Genomic DNA, 16712 nt, shown 5'->3' on the forward strand with positions numbered 1-16712 from the left:
TATGCCAATAGAGCAAATTGTTTGCGCTAACCCTTCATGTTTACGCTAACATGTTGGCGCTAAACGTCTTTTTTCACATTGGCGACTCCCCTATACGACCCAAGACGCGCCGCGGGCGGCCCCCTGCAGCACGTCATGAGATCGCATAAATCTGAGCGACGGCACACCCGCTGTAGAGAGCACCAGGAGAGACGCATATGACCATTCGCCTAGGGATCAACGGTTTTGGCCGTATCGGACGCTGCACATTGGCACATATCGCCGAAGCTGCGCGCAATGATGTCGAAGTTATCAAAATCAACGCGACCGGCCCGATTGAAACAAATGCGCACCTATTGAAATACGATTCAGTCCACGGTCGTTTTGGCGGCAACATCCGCGTTGACGGCGACACGATGGATTTGGGTCGCGGCCCGATCAAAGTGATGTCCACCTACGATCCACAAGAATTGGATTGGGATGGTGTTGACGTTGTTTTGGAATGCACCGGCAAGTTCAACGATGGTTTAAAATCGGCTGTTCATTTGGAACGCGGCGCGAAAAAAGTGCTCATTTCTGCCCCTGCGACAAACGTGGACCGCACCGTAGTCTACGGTGTGAACCACCGCGATATGTTGGCAAATGAACGGATGATTTCGAACGGATCATGCACCACCAACTGTCTTGCCCCTTTGGCCAAAGTGTTGAACGACGCGGTAGGTATCGAGAGCGGCATCATGACCACGATCCATTCCTACACAGGCGATCAGCCCACGTTGGACCGCCGCCACACGGATCTGTACCGTGCGCGCGCAGCCGCTATGGCGATGATCCCGACATCTACAGGCGCGGCCAAAGCGCTGGGTCTGGTGTTGCCAGAACTTGCAGGCAAACTTGACGGCACATCCATGCGCGTGCCGACACCGAATGTGTCAGCCGTCGATTTGACATTCCAAGCTGGCAAAGACGTGACTGTGGATGACATCAATGAAATCGTGCGCGAAGCGGCCAATGGCTACATGGGCATGGTGATGAGCTATGATGCAGAAGCCAAGGTATCGATCGATTTCAACCACACCACGGAAAGCTCAATCTTTGCACCGGACCAAACCAAGGTCGTTGGACGCACCGTGCGAGTTTTGGCATGGTACGACAACGAATGGGGCTTTTCATCGCGCATGGCCGATGTGGCAGGCGCTATGGGGCGTTTGATGCACTAAACCGTGCTACAACAATTAAATCACTCAACGGCTCAACGGGCAAAGCGCCCTTTGGGCCGTTTTGTTTCAACAGAGCCCCTTTTCTTTGACACGCAGATCGTCCATTGTTTTGAAAACTATGGAATGAACCGAGCTATGGACCGCCTCTCTGTTGCCTTTGCGTGTCTTGTCGTGCTTGCTGTGATCCTCGACATGACCCTGAATGACGGAACAGCGTCACTTTTCTTGACGCAAAAGTTTATGTTATTGATCAAACTCGTGGCATTTTGGCGATAAATATATCCATTGACGGTTGACCTTTTGCCGTGAATGCGGATGTTAGCGATAACGGCACAGGGTGGTTATTTCACCTATGCGCCAGCACCGAGTGGCTGGGCCACTCAGAATTATAGCGTCAAGGAGTTGCTGAAATGGCGGTAAAAGTCGCAATCAACGGATTTGGTCGGATCGGTCGCAATGTGTTGCGCGCTATCATCGAATCTGGTCGTACAGACATCGAAGTGATCGCAATCAACGATCTTGGTCCAGTGGCCACAAACGCACACCTGCTACAATATGATTCAGTGCATGGCCGCTTCCCTTTCGAAGTGAAACACACTGAAGACACCATTGATGTGGGCCGTGGTCCGATCAAAGTGACCGCAATGCGCAACCCTGCCGATCTGCCTTGGTCTGATGTTGACGTTGTGATGGAATGTACGGGCATCTTTACATCCAAAGAAGCGTGCCAAGCACACCTCGACAACGGCTCCAGCCGCGTGTTGATTTCTGCACCGGGCAAAGACGCTGACAAAACCATCGTGTTTGGTGTGAACCACGACACATTGACTGCGGACGACATCATCGTGTCAAACGCGTCTTGTACAACCAACTGTCTGTCGCCTGTGGCCAAAGTGCTCAACGACAACATCGGTATCGTCAAAGGCTTTATGACCACGATCCACTCGTACACAGGCGATCAGCCAACGCTTGATACCATGCACAAAGACCTCTACCGCGCACGTGCGGCAGCTTTGTCCATGATCCCAACATCTACGGGTGCTGCCAAAGCTGTTGGTCTGGTTTTGCCAGAACTCAACGGCAAATTGGACGGTGTTTCCATTCGCGTTCCAACACCAAACGTTTCTGTTGTCGATCTGACATTCGAAGCGGCACGTGAGACCACTGTGGAAGAAGTAAACCAATTGATCCGCGATGCGGCAAACGGCCCACTCAAAGGCGTGCTTGGCTTTACCGACGCACAGCTCGTGTCCTCTGACTTCAACCACGATCCACATTCATCTATCTTCCACACAGACCAAACCAAGGTCATGGAAGGCACAATGGTACGGATTTTAACGTGGTACGATAACGAATGGGGCTTCTCAAACCGTATGTCCGACACAGCCGTTGCTATGGGTAAATTCCTGTAAACAACTGCGACGTCAACATTCTGAAAAACATTCAACACCGCAGCCCTCGCTGCGGTGTTTTTTATTGATAAGGCCAAAAAAGTACATATATATCAATCGCCACTCCTGCCCTTACCCCAAACTCTTAATTATGATGTGCCCTGATTTATGCTCAATTTTCAGACAATTCTCAGCGAATTTATCACCCTGTGGGTTGTCATAGATCCCATTGGCACATTGCCCGTTTTCATTGGCGTCACTGCATCGCTTAGCCCTCGGCTGTCAAAATCAGTCGCCATTCGGTCCACGCTTGTAGCGTTTATCATTTTGCTGGTGTTCATCATGTTTGGACAGATCGTGCTGGATGCGCTTGGGCTTGGGCTACCCTCATTCCAAATCGCTGGCGGACTAGTGCTTTTCTTGTTCGCAATGACCATGATTTTTGGGGACGGCAAACCCGCACAAGAAGAAAACCTCGTCACATCAAAGGCTTTCACCCCTGCAGTGCTTGCGCGGCGCGTGGCGGTTTTTCCACTGGCGATGCCCTCTATCGCCTCGCCGGGCGCAATGTTGGCCGTGGTGATGCTGACCGACAATGATCGGTTTTCCATTGCGCATCAGGCCATGACAGCAGCAACCATGACCGTTGTTTTGCTGATCACGCTTGGTATTTTGTTGGCAGCAGGGCCAATTTTGAAAGTCTTGCGCGACACCGGTGCGGCCATTGTCAGCCGCGTGATGGGGATGGTTTTAGCGGCTGTGGCCGTAGACACAGTTTTGCAAGGGTTTGTCGAAATCGGCGTTATACCGCCGTTTTAAACGCGCCTCTTAAACGGCCACGGTTCATGAACTTTTCAATTTACGCAGCAACTGTGTCTCGACATCTTCTGTCACAAATTTAGACACATCCCCGCCAAGGCGCGCAATCTCTTTGACCAGTTTGGAAGCGATCGCTTGATGGCGCGCTTCGGCCATCAAAAACACGGTCTCGATGCTATCATCAAGCGCGCGGTTCATTCCAACCATTTGATATTCATATTCAAAATCGGCAACAGCACGCAAGCCACGCACAATAATCGATGCGCCAACATCAGCAGCACATTGGATCAACAAGTTTTCGAACGGATGCACGACAATTTCACATCCCGTCTCGCGGGCGATCTCAGCACAAATCGGTTCAAGCATTGCCACACGTTCTTCTAACGAAAACAACGGGCCTTTGTCGCGATTGATCGCCACGCCAATGACAAGCCGATCCACCAAAGCACAACAACGGCGAATGATATCAAGGTGGCCGTGAGTGACCGGATCGAACGTTCCGGGGTATAAACCAATGCGCATAGCAGTCTCCTTTACTTGAAAAGGACGCAACAATATTGCGCCTGTAATTGCAAGCACAAGTCGACAGGAAAGCACATCGAAATCCAAGTGTCGCAGGGGCACACCAAAACGCCAAGCATGGCGGTGTCATGCGCCCCTTATCGCATGATCAACACAGTCCCGATATCAGGGCTCAGTGCCCCATAATCATCCCTTCAAGGGCGGAATTTTCCATCGCAAGCTCGGCCAAACGCGCCGAAACCACATCGCCGATGGACACAAGACCAACAAGTTTATCCCCATCGATGACAGGCATGTGCCGAAAGCGGCCTGCGCTCATGCGTTCCAAAACAGCCAAAGCCGTGTCATCAGGCACACACACTTGCAGTTTGCGCGTCATAAGCTCGTCCACGGTGCGCGTTAAAACACTTGCGCCCTCTTTGCCAAGTTCACGCACCACGTCGCGTTCAGATAAAATTCCGTCGTAAGTATCAGGGGTGGATTGCACGATAATCGCACCAATCTTTTTAGACGACAAAAGCTCAGCCGCAGCCGCAATCGTCATGTCTGGTCTGATTGTAACGATAGTCGAAATGTCTTTTTGCTTTAGAATCTGACCAACTAGCATAAATTCTCCTAATTCTCCTGCTCCCATCTTCAAGCGTCCGTCAGACACAGCAGTCTGTCAAGCGTCTCGTTCCAGATCATCGACAACAGCTTTCATCTCAGCCACCAGAATATCGGCGAAACGGGTCAGTCTTTCGACCTTTCGATCATCCGCATGTCTGATCAAATAAAACGAGCGTTTAAGGCGGAAATCAGCGGGCAATATGCGCTGCATCTGCGCCACATAGGGCAAGCAAAAATCATGCACCACACCAATCCCAAGACCCGCGCGGATCATATTCAACTGCACAGACACAGTGTTGGATGAAAAGTGGACATGCTCACAGCCAATATCATCTAAGTAGTCAAGTTCTTTATCAAAAATCAGATCAGGGACATAGCCGACAATCTTATGATGTTTCACATCAGCAAGAGTTGAGATCGGCGAAACCGTTTGCAGATACTCTGTCATGGCAGCAAGCGAGAGATGATAATCGGTGATTTTTTGCACCAACAATCGACCTGCTTGTGGCGCGCTGACAGAAATCACTAAATCGGCCTCGCGTTTGGACAGATTGATCACACGTGGCAAGGCAACAACTTGCACATCAAGATTGGGATGTGATGCGGCGATACGTGCCAGCACCTTGGGCAAAACAAAATTCGCACAACCATCTGGCGCGCCCAAACGGATCACGCCGCTCAGGGTTTCACCGCCGCCTTCCAAATCAGCCGCACCCAATGTGACAGCGTTTTCCGCATCCTCGGCATGGACCAAAAGCCGTGTGCCATCACGGGTCAGATCATAGCCTTGCGGGGATTTCGCAAACAGCGTCACCCCCAATCCTTGTTCCAATCGCGCCACGCGCCGCCCCACCGTCGCGGGATCCATTTTCAATCCGCGCCCTGCGCCTGACAGGCTTTCCGTACGCGCAACTGCCAAAAATACGCGAATGTCATCCCAATTCATGCTGTTGTCCTGTGGTGTATTGGCAAAGCGCAGATCACCGATAGCTTTGCATTTTTGCATTTCTATTTTTAAAAATAGACTATTTTCACAACATTTTTGCAAGACTATCTTGGGGTAAATTCAAAAGGAGCCACCCATGCAAGAGTTCACTCACTACATCAACGGCAAACACGTCGCGGGTACATCAGGCCGCTTTTCCAACGTCTACAACCCTGCCACTGGCGAAGTTCTAGGCCGCCTGCCTCTTGCCACCCCGCAAGAAGTCGATGACGCTGTTAGCAAAGCAGCAGAAGCGCAAATCGCATGGGCCAAAGTAAACCCACAACGTCGCGCCCGCGTGATGATGAAATTCGGTGCTTTGATCAACGAACATATGGACGAGCTGGCAGAACTTGTCTCTCGTGAGCACGGCAAAACATTGCCTGACGCGCGCGGCGACGTGCAACGTGGTCTTGAAGTGGTCGAAGTGTGCATGGGCGCGCCTGCGATGCTCAAAGGCGAATTCATGGACAGCGCCGGCCCAGGCATCGATTTGATGTCTATGCGCCAAGCTTTGGGTGTTGTCACAGGTATTACACCATTTAACTTTCCAGCGATGATCCCATTGTGGAAAATGGCCCCTGCAATTGCGTGTGGCAATGCGATGATCTTAAAACCATCCGAGCGCGTGCCCTCAACCGCGTTGCGTTTGGCAGAACTGTTCACCGAAGCGGGCCTGCCAGATGGGGTTTTACAAGTTGTGAATGGCGACAAAGAAGCCGTTGACGCGCTGCTTGACAATGACACGGTCCAAGCTGTTGGTTTTGTTGGCTCGACCCCAATCGCGCAGTACATCTACGGGCGTGCGGCCAACAACGGCAAACGTGCGCAGTGTTTCGGCGGTGCGAAAAACCACATGGTCATCATGCCCGATGCAGACCTTGATAAAGCGGCTGACGCTTTGATCGGTGCTGGTTTTGGCGCGGCTGGCGAACGCTGCATGGCGATCTCGGTGGCTGTGCCTGTGGGCAAAGACACGGCTGACAAACTGGTGGCAAAATTGCTGCCCCGTATCGAAGCATTAAAAGTCGGTCCATACACTTCAGGCGACGACGTTGACTACGGCCCCGTAATCACTCCAGCGTCTTTGGAACGCATCACAGGTCTGATCGCTTCTGGCGTAGACCAAGGCGCAACCTTGGTCACAGATGGCCGTGATTTGAAGTTGCAAGGTTATGAAAATGGCTACTTCATCGGCCCATCATTGTTTGATGATGTAACGCCAGACATGGACATCTATAAAGAAGAAATCTTTGGCCCTGTGCTGTGCAACGTGCGTGCAGAAACCTATGAAGAAGCGCTCAAATTGGTCATGGACAACGATTACGGCAACGGCACTGCGATCTACACGGCGGATGGCGACACGGCCCGCGATTTCGCATCCCGCGTCAATGTTGGCATGGTCGGCATCAACTTCCCTGTGCCTGTGCCCTTGTCTTACTTTAGCTTTGGTGGCTGGAAGAAATCTTCCTTCGGCGATTTGAACCAATATGGTCCAGATGCGTTCAAATTCTACACCAAAACAAAAACAGTCACAGCCCGCTGGTTCTCTGGCATCAAAGACGGCGCAGCTATGGCATTCAAAGAACTCGACTAAGATCACTATCACAAATCGAACATTTTGGGCGGTCTTTCAAATGAAAGACCGCCCTTTTTATATCATATCAAACATTTCGTGATCTTGACGTAACTTATCTGCCTTTGTGATCTAGTCACAGAAGCCCGCGCCCATGTGTGCTATACTAAGGTGAACACAAAAGGAGAGAACCATGTTTTCTAAGAATGTCGGCAAAACGGATCGTCTAATCCGCATCATTGTTGGTCTTGCACTGCTCGCAGGATTTGTGGTCAGCCCCGATGCAAGCTACCGCTGGCTCTACCTGATCGGCATCGTGCCTTTGGCAACTGGCCTGATGAGCAGTTGCGCATTGTATTCGCTCTTTGGCCTCAACACCTGTTCAGCCAAAAAGTAGCCAATATTACGCAGCTTCGGACAAAGCAATCAAAGCTGATCTGTCCAACAAAGTCACTGCGCCGCGGGCCGTTGCAACCCATCCGCGGCGTTGAAATTCTTGCAACTGACGTGAAATCACTTCACGTGCAGTGCCCAACTCTGCGGCCAATTGGGCGTGTGTTGCGGTCAATTTTTGATCTGCCCCCGCCAGTTCAACCAACTTATGCGCCAATCGAATATCGACCTTTTGAAAAGCGACCTCTTCGATCACATGAAACAGATCAGTTATGCGGCGCGAATATGCAGCAAACACAAAGTTGCGAAACGATTTTGATCCAGCAACAAGATCATCGAACACAAGGCGCGGGATCGCCACAGCCTGCACCTCGGTCTCGGCGATGCCCTCTGCAGAGTAATCTTCATAGGCCAGCAAACACGCCGTGGTCAAAACACAGCTTTCGCCCGCATGAACGCGGTACAGCACAATTTCACGCCCGCCTTCGGTGACCTGCTGCACCCGAACAACGCCTTCAAGCAGCAAAAGCAAGTTGTCAGGCGACTTGCCTGGACCAAACAAAACAGTGTTTTTGGGCAACGTCACGATGTTAGATTTCGACACCAAAGTCTTTCGCAAGCTGTCATCAAGTTGGGACAGCCCCGCAAACCGATCAATCCAGTCCATTGTTATCCCTGATGTCTTGTGCCGCATTTTTGCGGTGCATCTATTTGTTTTTAAAATGAAATAGCTTCAGATGCGATCTCGCCCAGCAGGTCTTCGACCAACTGCATCGGTCCCTCGGGATAATCACGGTGGCCGATGGTCACTTTGCCATTTTGGTCGGCCACGAAAATCGAATATGGGCAATGCACGATGTTCATCGGATCGGCTTCCATCACCTGACGCGAGACAACCGCAGAGCAGAACAAAAACACATCAGCATGATCGAACAGCACCACATCAGACCCCACATCTTTGCGGGTACGTTCCAACATATCGCCCGTGTACGAGCGGTAGTCGATCACCAGACCTTTAGACACAATCGCATCTTCGACAGCAAAAGTAGCATCCTCGAATGTGCCGTCATAGTCGTACAAAATCGCTTCTTGCGCGATGGCAGGTGCGGATAGACCAAGCACCAACCCCAAGGCAAACAGAGTGTATTTCATGGCAAGACTCCCTTTTTAATCATCATAGCATAGACCAACCCCAAAGACGAAAAAAGACGGCATGATGCCGCCTTTTCGTAATTTCAAGACTTCTTACTGTGACACAGATTTAAGATATTCAATCACAGAGGCAATCTCGCTGTCTTTTTTCAAACCAGCGAATGACATCTTGGTTCTTTTGAAAACGGCTTTGGGTTTGGCCAAAAACTCAGCCAGCAGAGCCTCATCCCACATGCGACCTTGTTCTTTGGCTGCCAGAAAATCTTTGGAGTATTTAAAGCCATCAACATGGGCGATCGGCGCACCGATGACACCATTCAAAATGGGTCCCGTTTTGTTTTTGGCATCCTCGCCCACTTGATGGCAGGCTTTACATTTCTTAAAAACCTTTTCGCCTTTGGCTGCCAAATCGGCGTCAAATGAGGCCACAATATCCACTGGTTCAAGTGGCGCGACTTCAACGGCGGGCTCTTGAGGCGCTGTCTCAACGACTGCAGCTGGTGCCAGTGCGGGTGCCGGTGAAGACGTTTCTTCGGGTGTCACATCCAACACCGCAGCCCGCATTGTAATTTCAACACTGTCTTTGCAATTGTCGTAACAGGCAGTGTCCGAGGTGAACTGTGAATACTCGGTCTGCGGCCGATCATCGATGATAAACCCGTCGGCGTTTGGCATCTCGACCTCAAGAAAATTATCTTGGGACAGTACGAAATCTTCTTCAACCAAATCGTTGGAATACAAAATATACGCCACCATGGCATAGACATCATCATCCGATATGGTTTGCGCCGCGCCAAAGGGCATAGAACGGCGCACATAGTCAAAGGTGGTCGACAGATAGGGCCAATACGATCCAACCGTTTTCGTCGGGTCCTCATGATCAAGTGTGTCCATGCCGCCAGCCAGTTTGGGCCAGTTGTCAACACCTTCGGCAAATTCACCATGGCAGCTAGCACAAGTTTCTGAGAAAATCATTTCACCATCTTCGACAGATCCAGACCCAACGGGCAGTCCCGTGCCATCAGGTGACACGTCTTTGTCCCACGCTGCAATTTCTGCAGGCAACGCTGCGCGGCCAAGGCCCAGATCGGCAGCAAAACTTGGGGCCGCGCCACCTGTGACACAGGCAGCAGAGATCAAGGCTACTTTAAGATACTTCGACATTTTCTGCCTCCCCAGTTTCTTTCACCCACCACGTTTGAATGCAGTTGTTATGGTAAACAGAGTTGAGCCCACGCACATCGCGCAGTTGATTTTTGGTCGGTTGCACATAGCCGGTGTCATCATGACAACGACTTTGCACGAACATCTCAGACCCATCCCAATCGATATCCAAATAGAACCTTGTCAACGCCATAGGCTGGCCAGCGGCGGCCAAACGCGCCTTTTGCCACGTCTTGCCACCATCAATTGTCACATCAACGCCAGTGATCGCTCCACGCCCAGACCACGCCAGTCCGGTAACGACCAAAGGCCCTTTGCCGTGCGTGATCGGCGCTTGTGGGCTTGGCGAGGTCACAACAGATTTTGCATCCATCACCCACGTCCATTTACGCGCTGTGCCGTCTTCCAATGTATCGGTGTATTTTGATGTTTCTTCACGGGATTCAATAGCTTGCGCGGTGACTTCGATACGACGCAGCCATTTGACCCATAGATTGCCTTCCCAGCCGGGCACGACCAAACGCACAGGGTATCCGTGTTCTTTGCGCAGCGCTTCACCGTTGGCTTTGAACGCGATCATCACATCGTCCAGCGCCTTTTCCAGCGGAATTGAACGCCCGTTTGACGAGGCATCCGCGCCCTCGACATAAATCCATTTGTCTTTGAAATCGCCAGCAGAGGTCAAGCCCGCTTCATCCAAAAGCGTGCGCAAGGACACGCCGGAGTATTCCATATTATGGATCATCCCATGGGTGAACTGCGCGCCATTCAACTGCGCGCCGGCCCATTCCATGCCCGTGTTGGCAGCACATTCCAAAAAGAACGTTTTGTTGACACGAGGGAAGCGTTCCAGATCAGCATAAGTAAACACCAAAGGCGTATCGACCAAGCCGTGAATCATCAAACGGTAGTCTTCTTTACGCAGTTCAATCGCCCCTGAGTGGTGTCGCTCAAACGCGCACCCTTGGGGGGTGATAGTGCCATCAAGCGCATGAATTGGCGTAAAGTTGATCGAAGAAATCGTATCAGCTGTCAGCCATTCCACATTGCGGCGGATGACATCAGATTCAAACTCAATCGGCATCCCGTAAGGCGTTGCATCAACGCCATCCCCCGTGCCCGAGGCCCAATCTTGCACTTGGGTGATCAAGGGATCAGGAGCATTTTGCGCAGCCGCGCCGCCCGCCGCAAGCCCTGCGCCTGTGGCCGCAGCACCGCGTAAAAATGCGCGTCGTGATGGCACTGGCCCCTGTTTTGGATCGTGTGATGTGTCACTCATGGGGATGTCTCCCTTAGGTATTCTTTCATTCAATTATGTGAATGAAATTGGAATTAAAACGCCGCTTGCCCAGACCAGACAAGCAGCAAGCTCTTAGGCGCCGGCCACTTTGACCGACGTATTTTCAGTGGGGCGCACTGTACCAATTTTACGAATGTGATCTTCCACCACGTTCCAAATTTCGGGGCCCTCAGTGCCTTCATTGACCGACGCCCAGCCCGCAACCACATAGGATTTCGCGGGATCAAGCGCTTCGCCCGTTTTCAGCATAGTGATTTCTGAAATTCGCGACCCTTGGGGTTTGGTCACATCGATCCGATACCCAAGCCCACCAAGGCGCACCATATCGCCGCCCTGTTGATAATAGGGATCGGGGTTAAAGATGTTATCCGCCACGTCTTCCATGATGGTTTTGATATACTCCCCCGTCATTTCCGTGCGGTAAGCATTTGGGTAACTCATTGATGTCGCGTTAAAAATATCTTCACGGGTGATTTGATCTCCGGGCATCAAAGACGGTCCCCAACGCACACCGGGGCTCATGGCAATGTCTGCTTCGCGTTCAGACAACAGCGCATCACAGATCAGATCATCCCAAGTGCCGTTGAAATTACCACGCCGATACAGCACGCCATCTGTTTCGCCGATCACTTCGGACATCTCAGTCTCGTAAGGCGCGCGCTCTGCATCAATCACCGCAGTGACCGCTTTGTCTGGCTCGATCACATCGGCGAAAATCGGTATCAATTTGTGACGAAAGCCCATCATCCGCCCGTCACGCACATCCAAATCGACGCGGGACACGAATTTGCCGTTGGACCCAGAGGCAACGATAATCGTCTCGCCCACAAGCACAGGTTCGGGCAGCGCATCATGAGTGTGACCCGACAAGATCACATCAATGCCAGTGACCAAGCTGGCCATCTTTTTGTCCACATCAAAACCATTGTGCGACAAGAGCACCACAAGTTCAGCCCCCTGCCCGCGCACTTCATCCACAACCTCTTGCATCCGCTCGGTGCGAATGCCGAATGAATATTCGGGGAACATCCACCCCGGATTGGCAATGGGCATATACGGAAAGGCTTGGCCGATGACGGCAATTTTCACGCCACCGCGCTCAAAGAATTTATAGGGGGCGAAATCTTCGGCGGGCTCATCCCATTCCGCGTCAAAAATATTCGCCCCAAGCGCAGCAAAAGGCAGGTCTTGCACAATTTCACGCACACGATCAGAGCCAAGCGTGAATTCCCAGTGGAACGTCATTGCATCAGGTTTCAACGCATTCATCACGTTGACCATGTCTTGGCCTTGGGTGTGGTGGCAGGTGTAAGACCCGTGCCACGTATCACCGCCGTCCAGCAACAAAGCGTCGGGGCGCGCAGCACGGATGGAATTGATCACCGTAGACACTCGGTCCAACCCGCCAACTTTACCGTAAGCCTGCCCCAAGGCGGCAAAATCATCATAGGTCAGCGCGTAATGTGATGGGGAGCCATCTTCAATGCCATACAATTTACGAAAATCAGCGCCCGTGACATGCGGCACTTGGCCTTTGTTGCCACCAACGCCGATGTTGATTTCGGGTTCGCGGAAATGGATCGGCTTGAGTTGCCCATGGATATCGGTGACATGAATCAACGACACATTCCCAAAGGTGTCAAAATCAAGCAATTGGTCTTGGGTCAAAAGCTGCTGCGCCGCAAGACGCGACCAATTGCCAAAACCAGACGCGCCGACAAGCGCTGAGGTGGCCATGGACACTTGAAGAAAATCACGACGATTGATCATGCTGGGCTGCTCCGTATTTTGCATAACTCTGAGCTAAAATTCACAGGCCTAAGCCTTATGTCTCACAGTTTCATGCGTAAACTTGAATATGTCAAAGAAAATAAAACCCCGCTCGGACAAATCCAGCGGGGCCTTACAGATTTAGTTGCGCACTGACGGTCCTTCGACCGACAAACCATTGCCGCGTGATGCAACATAAAGTTCAAGCGCGATAAACTCGGGCGATCCCGGGTTAAAGGTTTCCGCACGCGTATCGCGCACACAGCCTTTAAACCGTGACTGGATGCCATTGAGTTTGGCATTTTTCAAACGGTACGTTGGGAAACCGTTGACCTGACCTTGGGACAAATGGTCCGCGCGGATCATGTTGCCATAGTTGTCTTCGTGGCAATTGGCACAAGACAATTCAAGCTGGCCAAAGCGCGTGTAGTATAGCTCTTTGCCCGTTTCCCACACAGATTGCGCAGGGCCGTCGATAGCAACGTTCACAGGTGTCCCACGTGCAGCGACAGCCAACATAGCTTCGAAATTCAACATCTTAGCGCTGTCGTATTTCTCAGCTTCAGCGCCCATCTGATTGGTCAGACAATCGTTGATTTGCATCTGCATGGTGCGCACTTCGCCAGCGGCCTCATTCCATTTTGGATATGTGGCACGCACGGTGGACAGGCTTTCAGGCCCATCATGACAGTCCGCACAGGATTTACCCTCAGAGCCCATCACAGCTGCGAACTGGTCGAGACCGACATCTGCGCCAAGCATCCCTGGGTTGTCAAAGTCATCCATTTGCATGACCTGCGTGTCATCGTTGCGAAAGCGCCAACCAGATAAAATCTCATCAAGACTGTCCGACAAATGCGCCGGAGCGGCAGTTTTCGTCACGATACTCAGATCGCCGTTGACGATCAGTTCTGCGTCTTCATCGGCAAGCACAGGTGCTGCAAATGCAAAAGCCGAAAGAGCCGCCGCGCCGAGCACTGTGCGATGCATTTTCGTTTTCATGCGTGTTTCCTCCCTAAGCACTTGGTGATTTATGCGACTGCGATGTCTTTTGTTTCTTCGTAAATATCGCCGTCATCATCATACCAAGTGAATTTAAATTCGCCTGCTTCGGGAACCATCGCGTCGAATTCAAAATATGGATTGGTCGAAATCGCCGCTTCCATTTTAATATCGATGACGGACTGGCCGTTAAAGTCGCAGGTAAAGCGATTGATGATCGAACGCGGAATGACGTTGCCGTCACTGTCTTTGCGTTGACCGGATTCCATCTTGTGAGAGATGAGTGTTTTGATGGTGATTGTCCCGCCAGCTGCTGCCGACTTGGGGACTTTCACGCGGGGTTTTACACCTGATGCCATTGATATGGTCTCCTAAATTAGTCGGTTGAATTAGCCGCCGCAGCCGCCGATGGTCACTTTCACAAGGCTCGACGCTTTCACGAACGACCCATCTGCAAGTTTCGCAATCGCAACCACGTCTTGCGTGCCAGCCAACCGCATCCGTGTGGACGCAGATTGCGACCCTGCCAACGGACCAAAGTTAAAGGTCGCCACGCCAGGCGTTGGATTGCCCGTCGCAAGAACCATAATAGATGTCGCACCGGGGGCATCGACAGCAACAGGTACAGTGTTACCATTTTCAGCAATTTCAGGCGCCGTCAAAGTGATCCCGCCTGTGCCAACTTTAGCACCGCCAGTGAAGACAGCAATCGCATCATCGGCAGCAGCCACAGCGCGCAGCGGCAGCAAAGATGCAGCAGTTGCACCAAGTCCGAGCGCCAAAGCGTCACGTCGTGTGAGATTCATAGTGTTCTCCTCAAAAATTCTCTTGGACTGACAAAACGATCACTCGTCTTTCAGTGTCATCAAGTAGGCCACCACATCTTCGACCTGCTGCGCAGACAAAAGAGGGGGCAAATCACCCTCGGCAGCTTTGCCAGTGTAGGCATTGCCCGGACGGATGTAGCCGTTGGTTTTGTAAAAAGCGGGCATCATTGTGCCCTCGAAGATCATCTTGGCGTTAGCCACGATGCCGCGCAATTGCGCCTCTTCCCAGCGAGAACCTGCACCATCTAGCATAGGGCCGATTTCGCCGTGGAACGGAACATCCGCATAAGCTTCGGCGGCGTGACAAGAAACGCAGTTTCCGAGACTTTTAGTGGTTGCGATTTTGCGACCGTTTTCAGCATTGCCAGCTGTGCCAGACAAAGATTGTTCGATTGCGCCATCTTCAAAAGCGACGTCATTTGGCGCCACCTCTGCGAGTGCAGCACCGGCGGTTAGGCCAAGTACGACGAGTGTCGTTGCGATGCGTTTCATGTCTCCTCCCAAGAAAGACTTGTTTATTATGGTGTACCGTAGCCCACCGTTTCGGTTTCGCGCAAGAACAAATTCAAAAAATGGAATTTTTTATGTGTTCGGGCAGTTTAGCAAAGCTTTACCCACTCGCGTTACCTTAGAATCATTCGACATTAACCTTGAGTGTACCAGTTTCTTGCTGCTGAACCACTTGCTGTGCATGATATTTTTGAAATGGTAGCGCATCATCGTAGCCATGCTCTAAAACCCACGTCATCATATTATAGGTGGTCAGTCGACCAAAGGCACCGGGCACGGTGGACACTGCGGCTTGTGGTGCGCTGAGCCCCTGTTCAACGGTTTCGGGAAAGAAAAACGTGGTGGGCGTGAACAAGACACGCCACTTTTGCACCATCTCTTTTTCAGGCAAAACCTCGCCATCAAAATCGGTCACTTCGATGTCACCAAACATGTTGATCTGCACAACGAAAAAGTTGTCTTCGATCAATTGCGTGATTTCAGGATCAGGAAACACCTGTTCGTGCATTTTGGTACAATAGATGCATCCACGCTGTTCAATCATCACCATCAAGCGTTTGCCCTCGGCCGTGGCTTCGGCCAGATCTTCGCGCAAATCTTTGAACGTATCACGCTGCCACGAGGTTTTGTGCAGACCGTCATCGCCCAACTCGACCGCCCCCGCAGACACAAGCCCACAAGTCATGATAAAAGCAGCAAGGCCCAAGGCCCGTCGTGTGAATTTAAACATCGATCAAAGACTCCCTGTTGATCCGATTTTGGTAAATGCAGGAAAGGTTTCCAGCATCCAAGCCGCGATCATGTTGACGGAATTTGTGAGAATAAGAATGGCAAAGACAATCAAGAACACGCCCATTAGCTTTTCAACTTTAGGCAAATGACGGCGGAACTTGGCCGCAAAGCGCAAGAAAGGCTTGATGAAAATGGCCGAGATCACGAATGGCAAAGTCATCCCGACACCAAAGACAAGCATCAGAATCAATCCTTTAACCGCCGTTTCTTCGATAGAGGCCGTAAACACAACAGCCGTCAAAACGCCGCCCACACAAGGCGTCCATCCCGCAGCGAACGCAAGCCCGACCACATAAGAGCCAAGCACGCTCATGTTAGACGTATCGCCAGCGTCCATCTGAAACTGTCGGTTTAAAAAGCCGATCCGAATAACGCCTAAGAAATGCAGCCCCATGATGAAAACAATCGCACTGGCAAGGATGCGAAACACGTCTTGTTGGCCGCGAAACACCTGACTGAATGAAAAAGCGGCAGCGCCAAGCCCCACAAACACGGTGATAATCCCCAGTGAAAACATGATGGACGACACCACAGCACGACGCCGCACACCGGCAGCAAGTTCGCCATCTTCATTGATTTCGCCCATGGACGTGCCTGCCATATACGACAGGTAAAACGGCACAATCGGCAAAATACACGGGGAAAAAAACACGATCAACCCGCCTATAAAAGCGGAAATCACGGTTACATCTAGCATCTTA

At 51.5% G+C, this 16712-nt stretch carries 20 protein-coding genes; 6 read left to right on the forward strand and 14 right to left on the reverse strand.

Features of this window, described 5'->3' with window-relative positions; translation table 11 throughout:
* Positions 1 to 197: 197 nt before the first annotated feature.
* The 4 genes from gap (BM025_RS00495) to BM025_RS00505 all read left to right on the forward strand — a co-directional run bounded on the left by gap (BM025_RS00495) (position 198) and on the right by BM025_RS00505 (position 3409).
* Positions 198 to 1199 carry a type I glyceraldehyde-3-phosphate dehydrogenase gene (gap, locus tag BM025_RS00495; protein WP_085847432.1) on the forward strand — a complete coding sequence of 334 codons (1002 nt, stop codon included), beginning with the start codon at positions 198 to 200 and terminating at the stop codon, positions 1197 to 1199.
* Positions 1200 to 1334: 135 nt separating this feature from the next.
* Positions 1335 to 1475, forward strand: a complete 141-nt coding sequence (locus BM025_RS19055; RefSeq protein ID WP_170842076.1) for a hypothetical protein — start codon at positions 1335 to 1337, stop codon at positions 1473 to 1475.
* Between the two features lie 134 nt (positions 1476 to 1609).
* Entirely contained in the window at positions 1610 to 2611 is a 1002-nt protein-coding gene (gap, locus tag BM025_RS00500) for a type I glyceraldehyde-3-phosphate dehydrogenase (protein WP_085847431.1), read from the forward strand.
* Between the two features lie 147 nt (positions 2612 to 2758).
* Entirely contained in the window at positions 2759 to 3409 is a 651-nt protein-coding gene (locus BM025_RS00505; RefSeq protein ID WP_085847430.1) for a MarC family protein, read from the forward strand.
* A 24-nt stretch (positions 3410 to 3433) separates the two neighbouring features.
* Here the strand turns inward: BM025_RS00505 and coaD are convergent, their stop codons facing one another.
* The 3 genes from coaD to BM025_RS00520 form a co-directional block, all read right to left on the reverse strand.
* Positions 3434 to 3931: a pantetheine-phosphate adenylyltransferase gene (coaD, locus tag BM025_RS00510; protein ID WP_085847429.1), complete on the reverse strand. Its 498-nt coding sequence runs from the start codon at positions 3929 to 3931 to the stop codon at positions 3434 to 3436.
* Positions 3932 to 4103: 172 nt separating this feature from the next.
* Positions 4104 to 4538, reverse strand: a complete 435-nt coding sequence (locus tag BM025_RS00515; protein ID WP_085847428.1) for a CBS domain-containing protein — start codon at positions 4536 to 4538, stop codon at positions 4104 to 4106.
* Positions 4539 to 4595: 57 nt separating this feature from the next.
* Complete coding sequence (locus tag BM025_RS00520) at positions 4596 to 5486, reverse strand: LysR family transcriptional regulator (RefSeq protein ID WP_085847575.1); 891 nt, start codon at positions 5484 to 5486, stop codon at positions 4596 to 4598.
* 136 nt (positions 5487 to 5622) lie between these two features.
* Here BM025_RS00520 and BM025_RS00525 point away from each other — a divergent pair, with 136 nt between their 5' ends.
* On the forward strand, positions 5623 to 7122 hold the full coding sequence (locus BM025_RS00525; RefSeq protein ID WP_085847427.1) for a CoA-acylating methylmalonate-semialdehyde dehydrogenase: 1500 nt from the start codon (positions 5623 to 5625) through the stop codon (positions 7120 to 7122).
* A gap of 172 nt (positions 7123 to 7294) precedes the next feature.
* On the forward strand, positions 7295 to 7498 hold the full coding sequence (locus BM025_RS00530) for a YgaP family membrane protein (RefSeq protein WP_085847426.1): 204 nt from the start codon (positions 7295 to 7297) through the stop codon (positions 7496 to 7498).
* A gap of 6 nt (positions 7499 to 7504) precedes the next feature.
* On the opposite strand, the gene BM025_RS00535 is transcribed toward BM025_RS00530, so the two are convergent.
* From BM025_RS00535 to BM025_RS00585, 11 genes are all read right to left on the reverse strand, one after another.
* Complete coding sequence (locus tag BM025_RS00535) at positions 7505 to 8161, reverse strand: Crp/Fnr family transcriptional regulator (RefSeq protein ID WP_085847425.1); 657 nt, start codon at positions 8159 to 8161, stop codon at positions 7505 to 7507.
* Between the two features lie 50 nt (positions 8162 to 8211).
* Positions 8212 to 8646 carry a DUF302 domain-containing protein gene (locus BM025_RS00540; protein WP_085847424.1) on the reverse strand — a complete coding sequence of 145 codons (435 nt, stop codon included), beginning with the start codon at positions 8644 to 8646 and terminating at the stop codon, positions 8212 to 8214.
* 93 nt (positions 8647 to 8739) lie between these two features.
* Entirely contained in the window at positions 8740 to 9810 is a 1071-nt protein-coding gene (locus BM025_RS00545; protein ID WP_085847423.1) for a c-type cytochrome, read from the reverse strand.
* Positions 9794 to 11089 (reverse strand): sulfite dehydrogenase, encoded by a 1296-nt coding sequence (gene soxC / locus BM025_RS00550; RefSeq protein ID WP_085847422.1) that lies wholly within the window; start codon positions 11087 to 11089, stop codon positions 9794 to 9796. The genes BM025_RS00545 and soxC overlap by 17 nt, the downstream gene beginning before the upstream one ends.
* A gap of 93 nt (positions 11090 to 11182) precedes the next feature.
* Positions 11183 to 12880: a thiosulfohydrolase SoxB gene (gene soxB, locus BM025_RS00555; RefSeq protein WP_085847421.1), complete on the reverse strand. Its 1698-nt coding sequence runs from the start codon at positions 12878 to 12880 to the stop codon at positions 11183 to 11185.
* A gap of 141 nt (positions 12881 to 13021) precedes the next feature.
* Complete coding sequence (gene soxA, locus BM025_RS00560; RefSeq protein ID WP_085847420.1) at positions 13022 to 13882, reverse strand: sulfur oxidation c-type cytochrome SoxA; 861 nt, start codon at positions 13880 to 13882, stop codon at positions 13022 to 13024.
* A gap of 29 nt (positions 13883 to 13911) precedes the next feature.
* Complete coding sequence (gene soxZ, locus BM025_RS00565; RefSeq protein ID WP_085847419.1) at positions 13912 to 14241, reverse strand: thiosulfate oxidation carrier complex protein SoxZ; 330 nt, start codon at positions 14239 to 14241, stop codon at positions 13912 to 13914.
* A gap of 30 nt (positions 14242 to 14271) precedes the next feature.
* A complete protein-coding gene (gene soxY, locus BM025_RS00570; RefSeq protein ID WP_085847418.1) occupies positions 14272 to 14688 on the reverse strand; it encodes a thiosulfate oxidation carrier protein SoxY in 417 nt (138 codons plus the stop codon).
* 39 nt (positions 14689 to 14727) lie between these two features.
* Positions 14728 to 15201 carry a sulfur oxidation c-type cytochrome SoxX gene (gene soxX / locus BM025_RS00575; protein ID WP_085847417.1) on the reverse strand — a complete coding sequence of 158 codons (474 nt, stop codon included), beginning with the start codon at positions 15199 to 15201 and terminating at the stop codon, positions 14728 to 14730.
* A 142-nt stretch (positions 15202 to 15343) separates the two neighbouring features.
* Complete coding sequence (locus tag BM025_RS00580; RefSeq protein WP_085847416.1) at positions 15344 to 15949, reverse strand: thioredoxin family protein; 606 nt, start codon at positions 15947 to 15949, stop codon at positions 15344 to 15346.
* 3 nt (positions 15950 to 15952) lie between these two features.
* Positions 15953 to 16708, reverse strand: a complete 756-nt coding sequence (locus BM025_RS00585; protein ID WP_085847415.1) for a cytochrome c biogenesis CcdA family protein — start codon at positions 16706 to 16708, stop codon at positions 15953 to 15955.
* Positions 16709 to 16712: the final 4 nt, after the last annotated feature.

Source organism: Pacificibacter marinus, from assembly GCF_900109555.1.
Taxonomy (GTDB): domain Bacteria; phylum Pseudomonadota; class Alphaproteobacteria; order Rhodobacterales; family Rhodobacteraceae; genus Celeribacter; species Celeribacter marinus_C.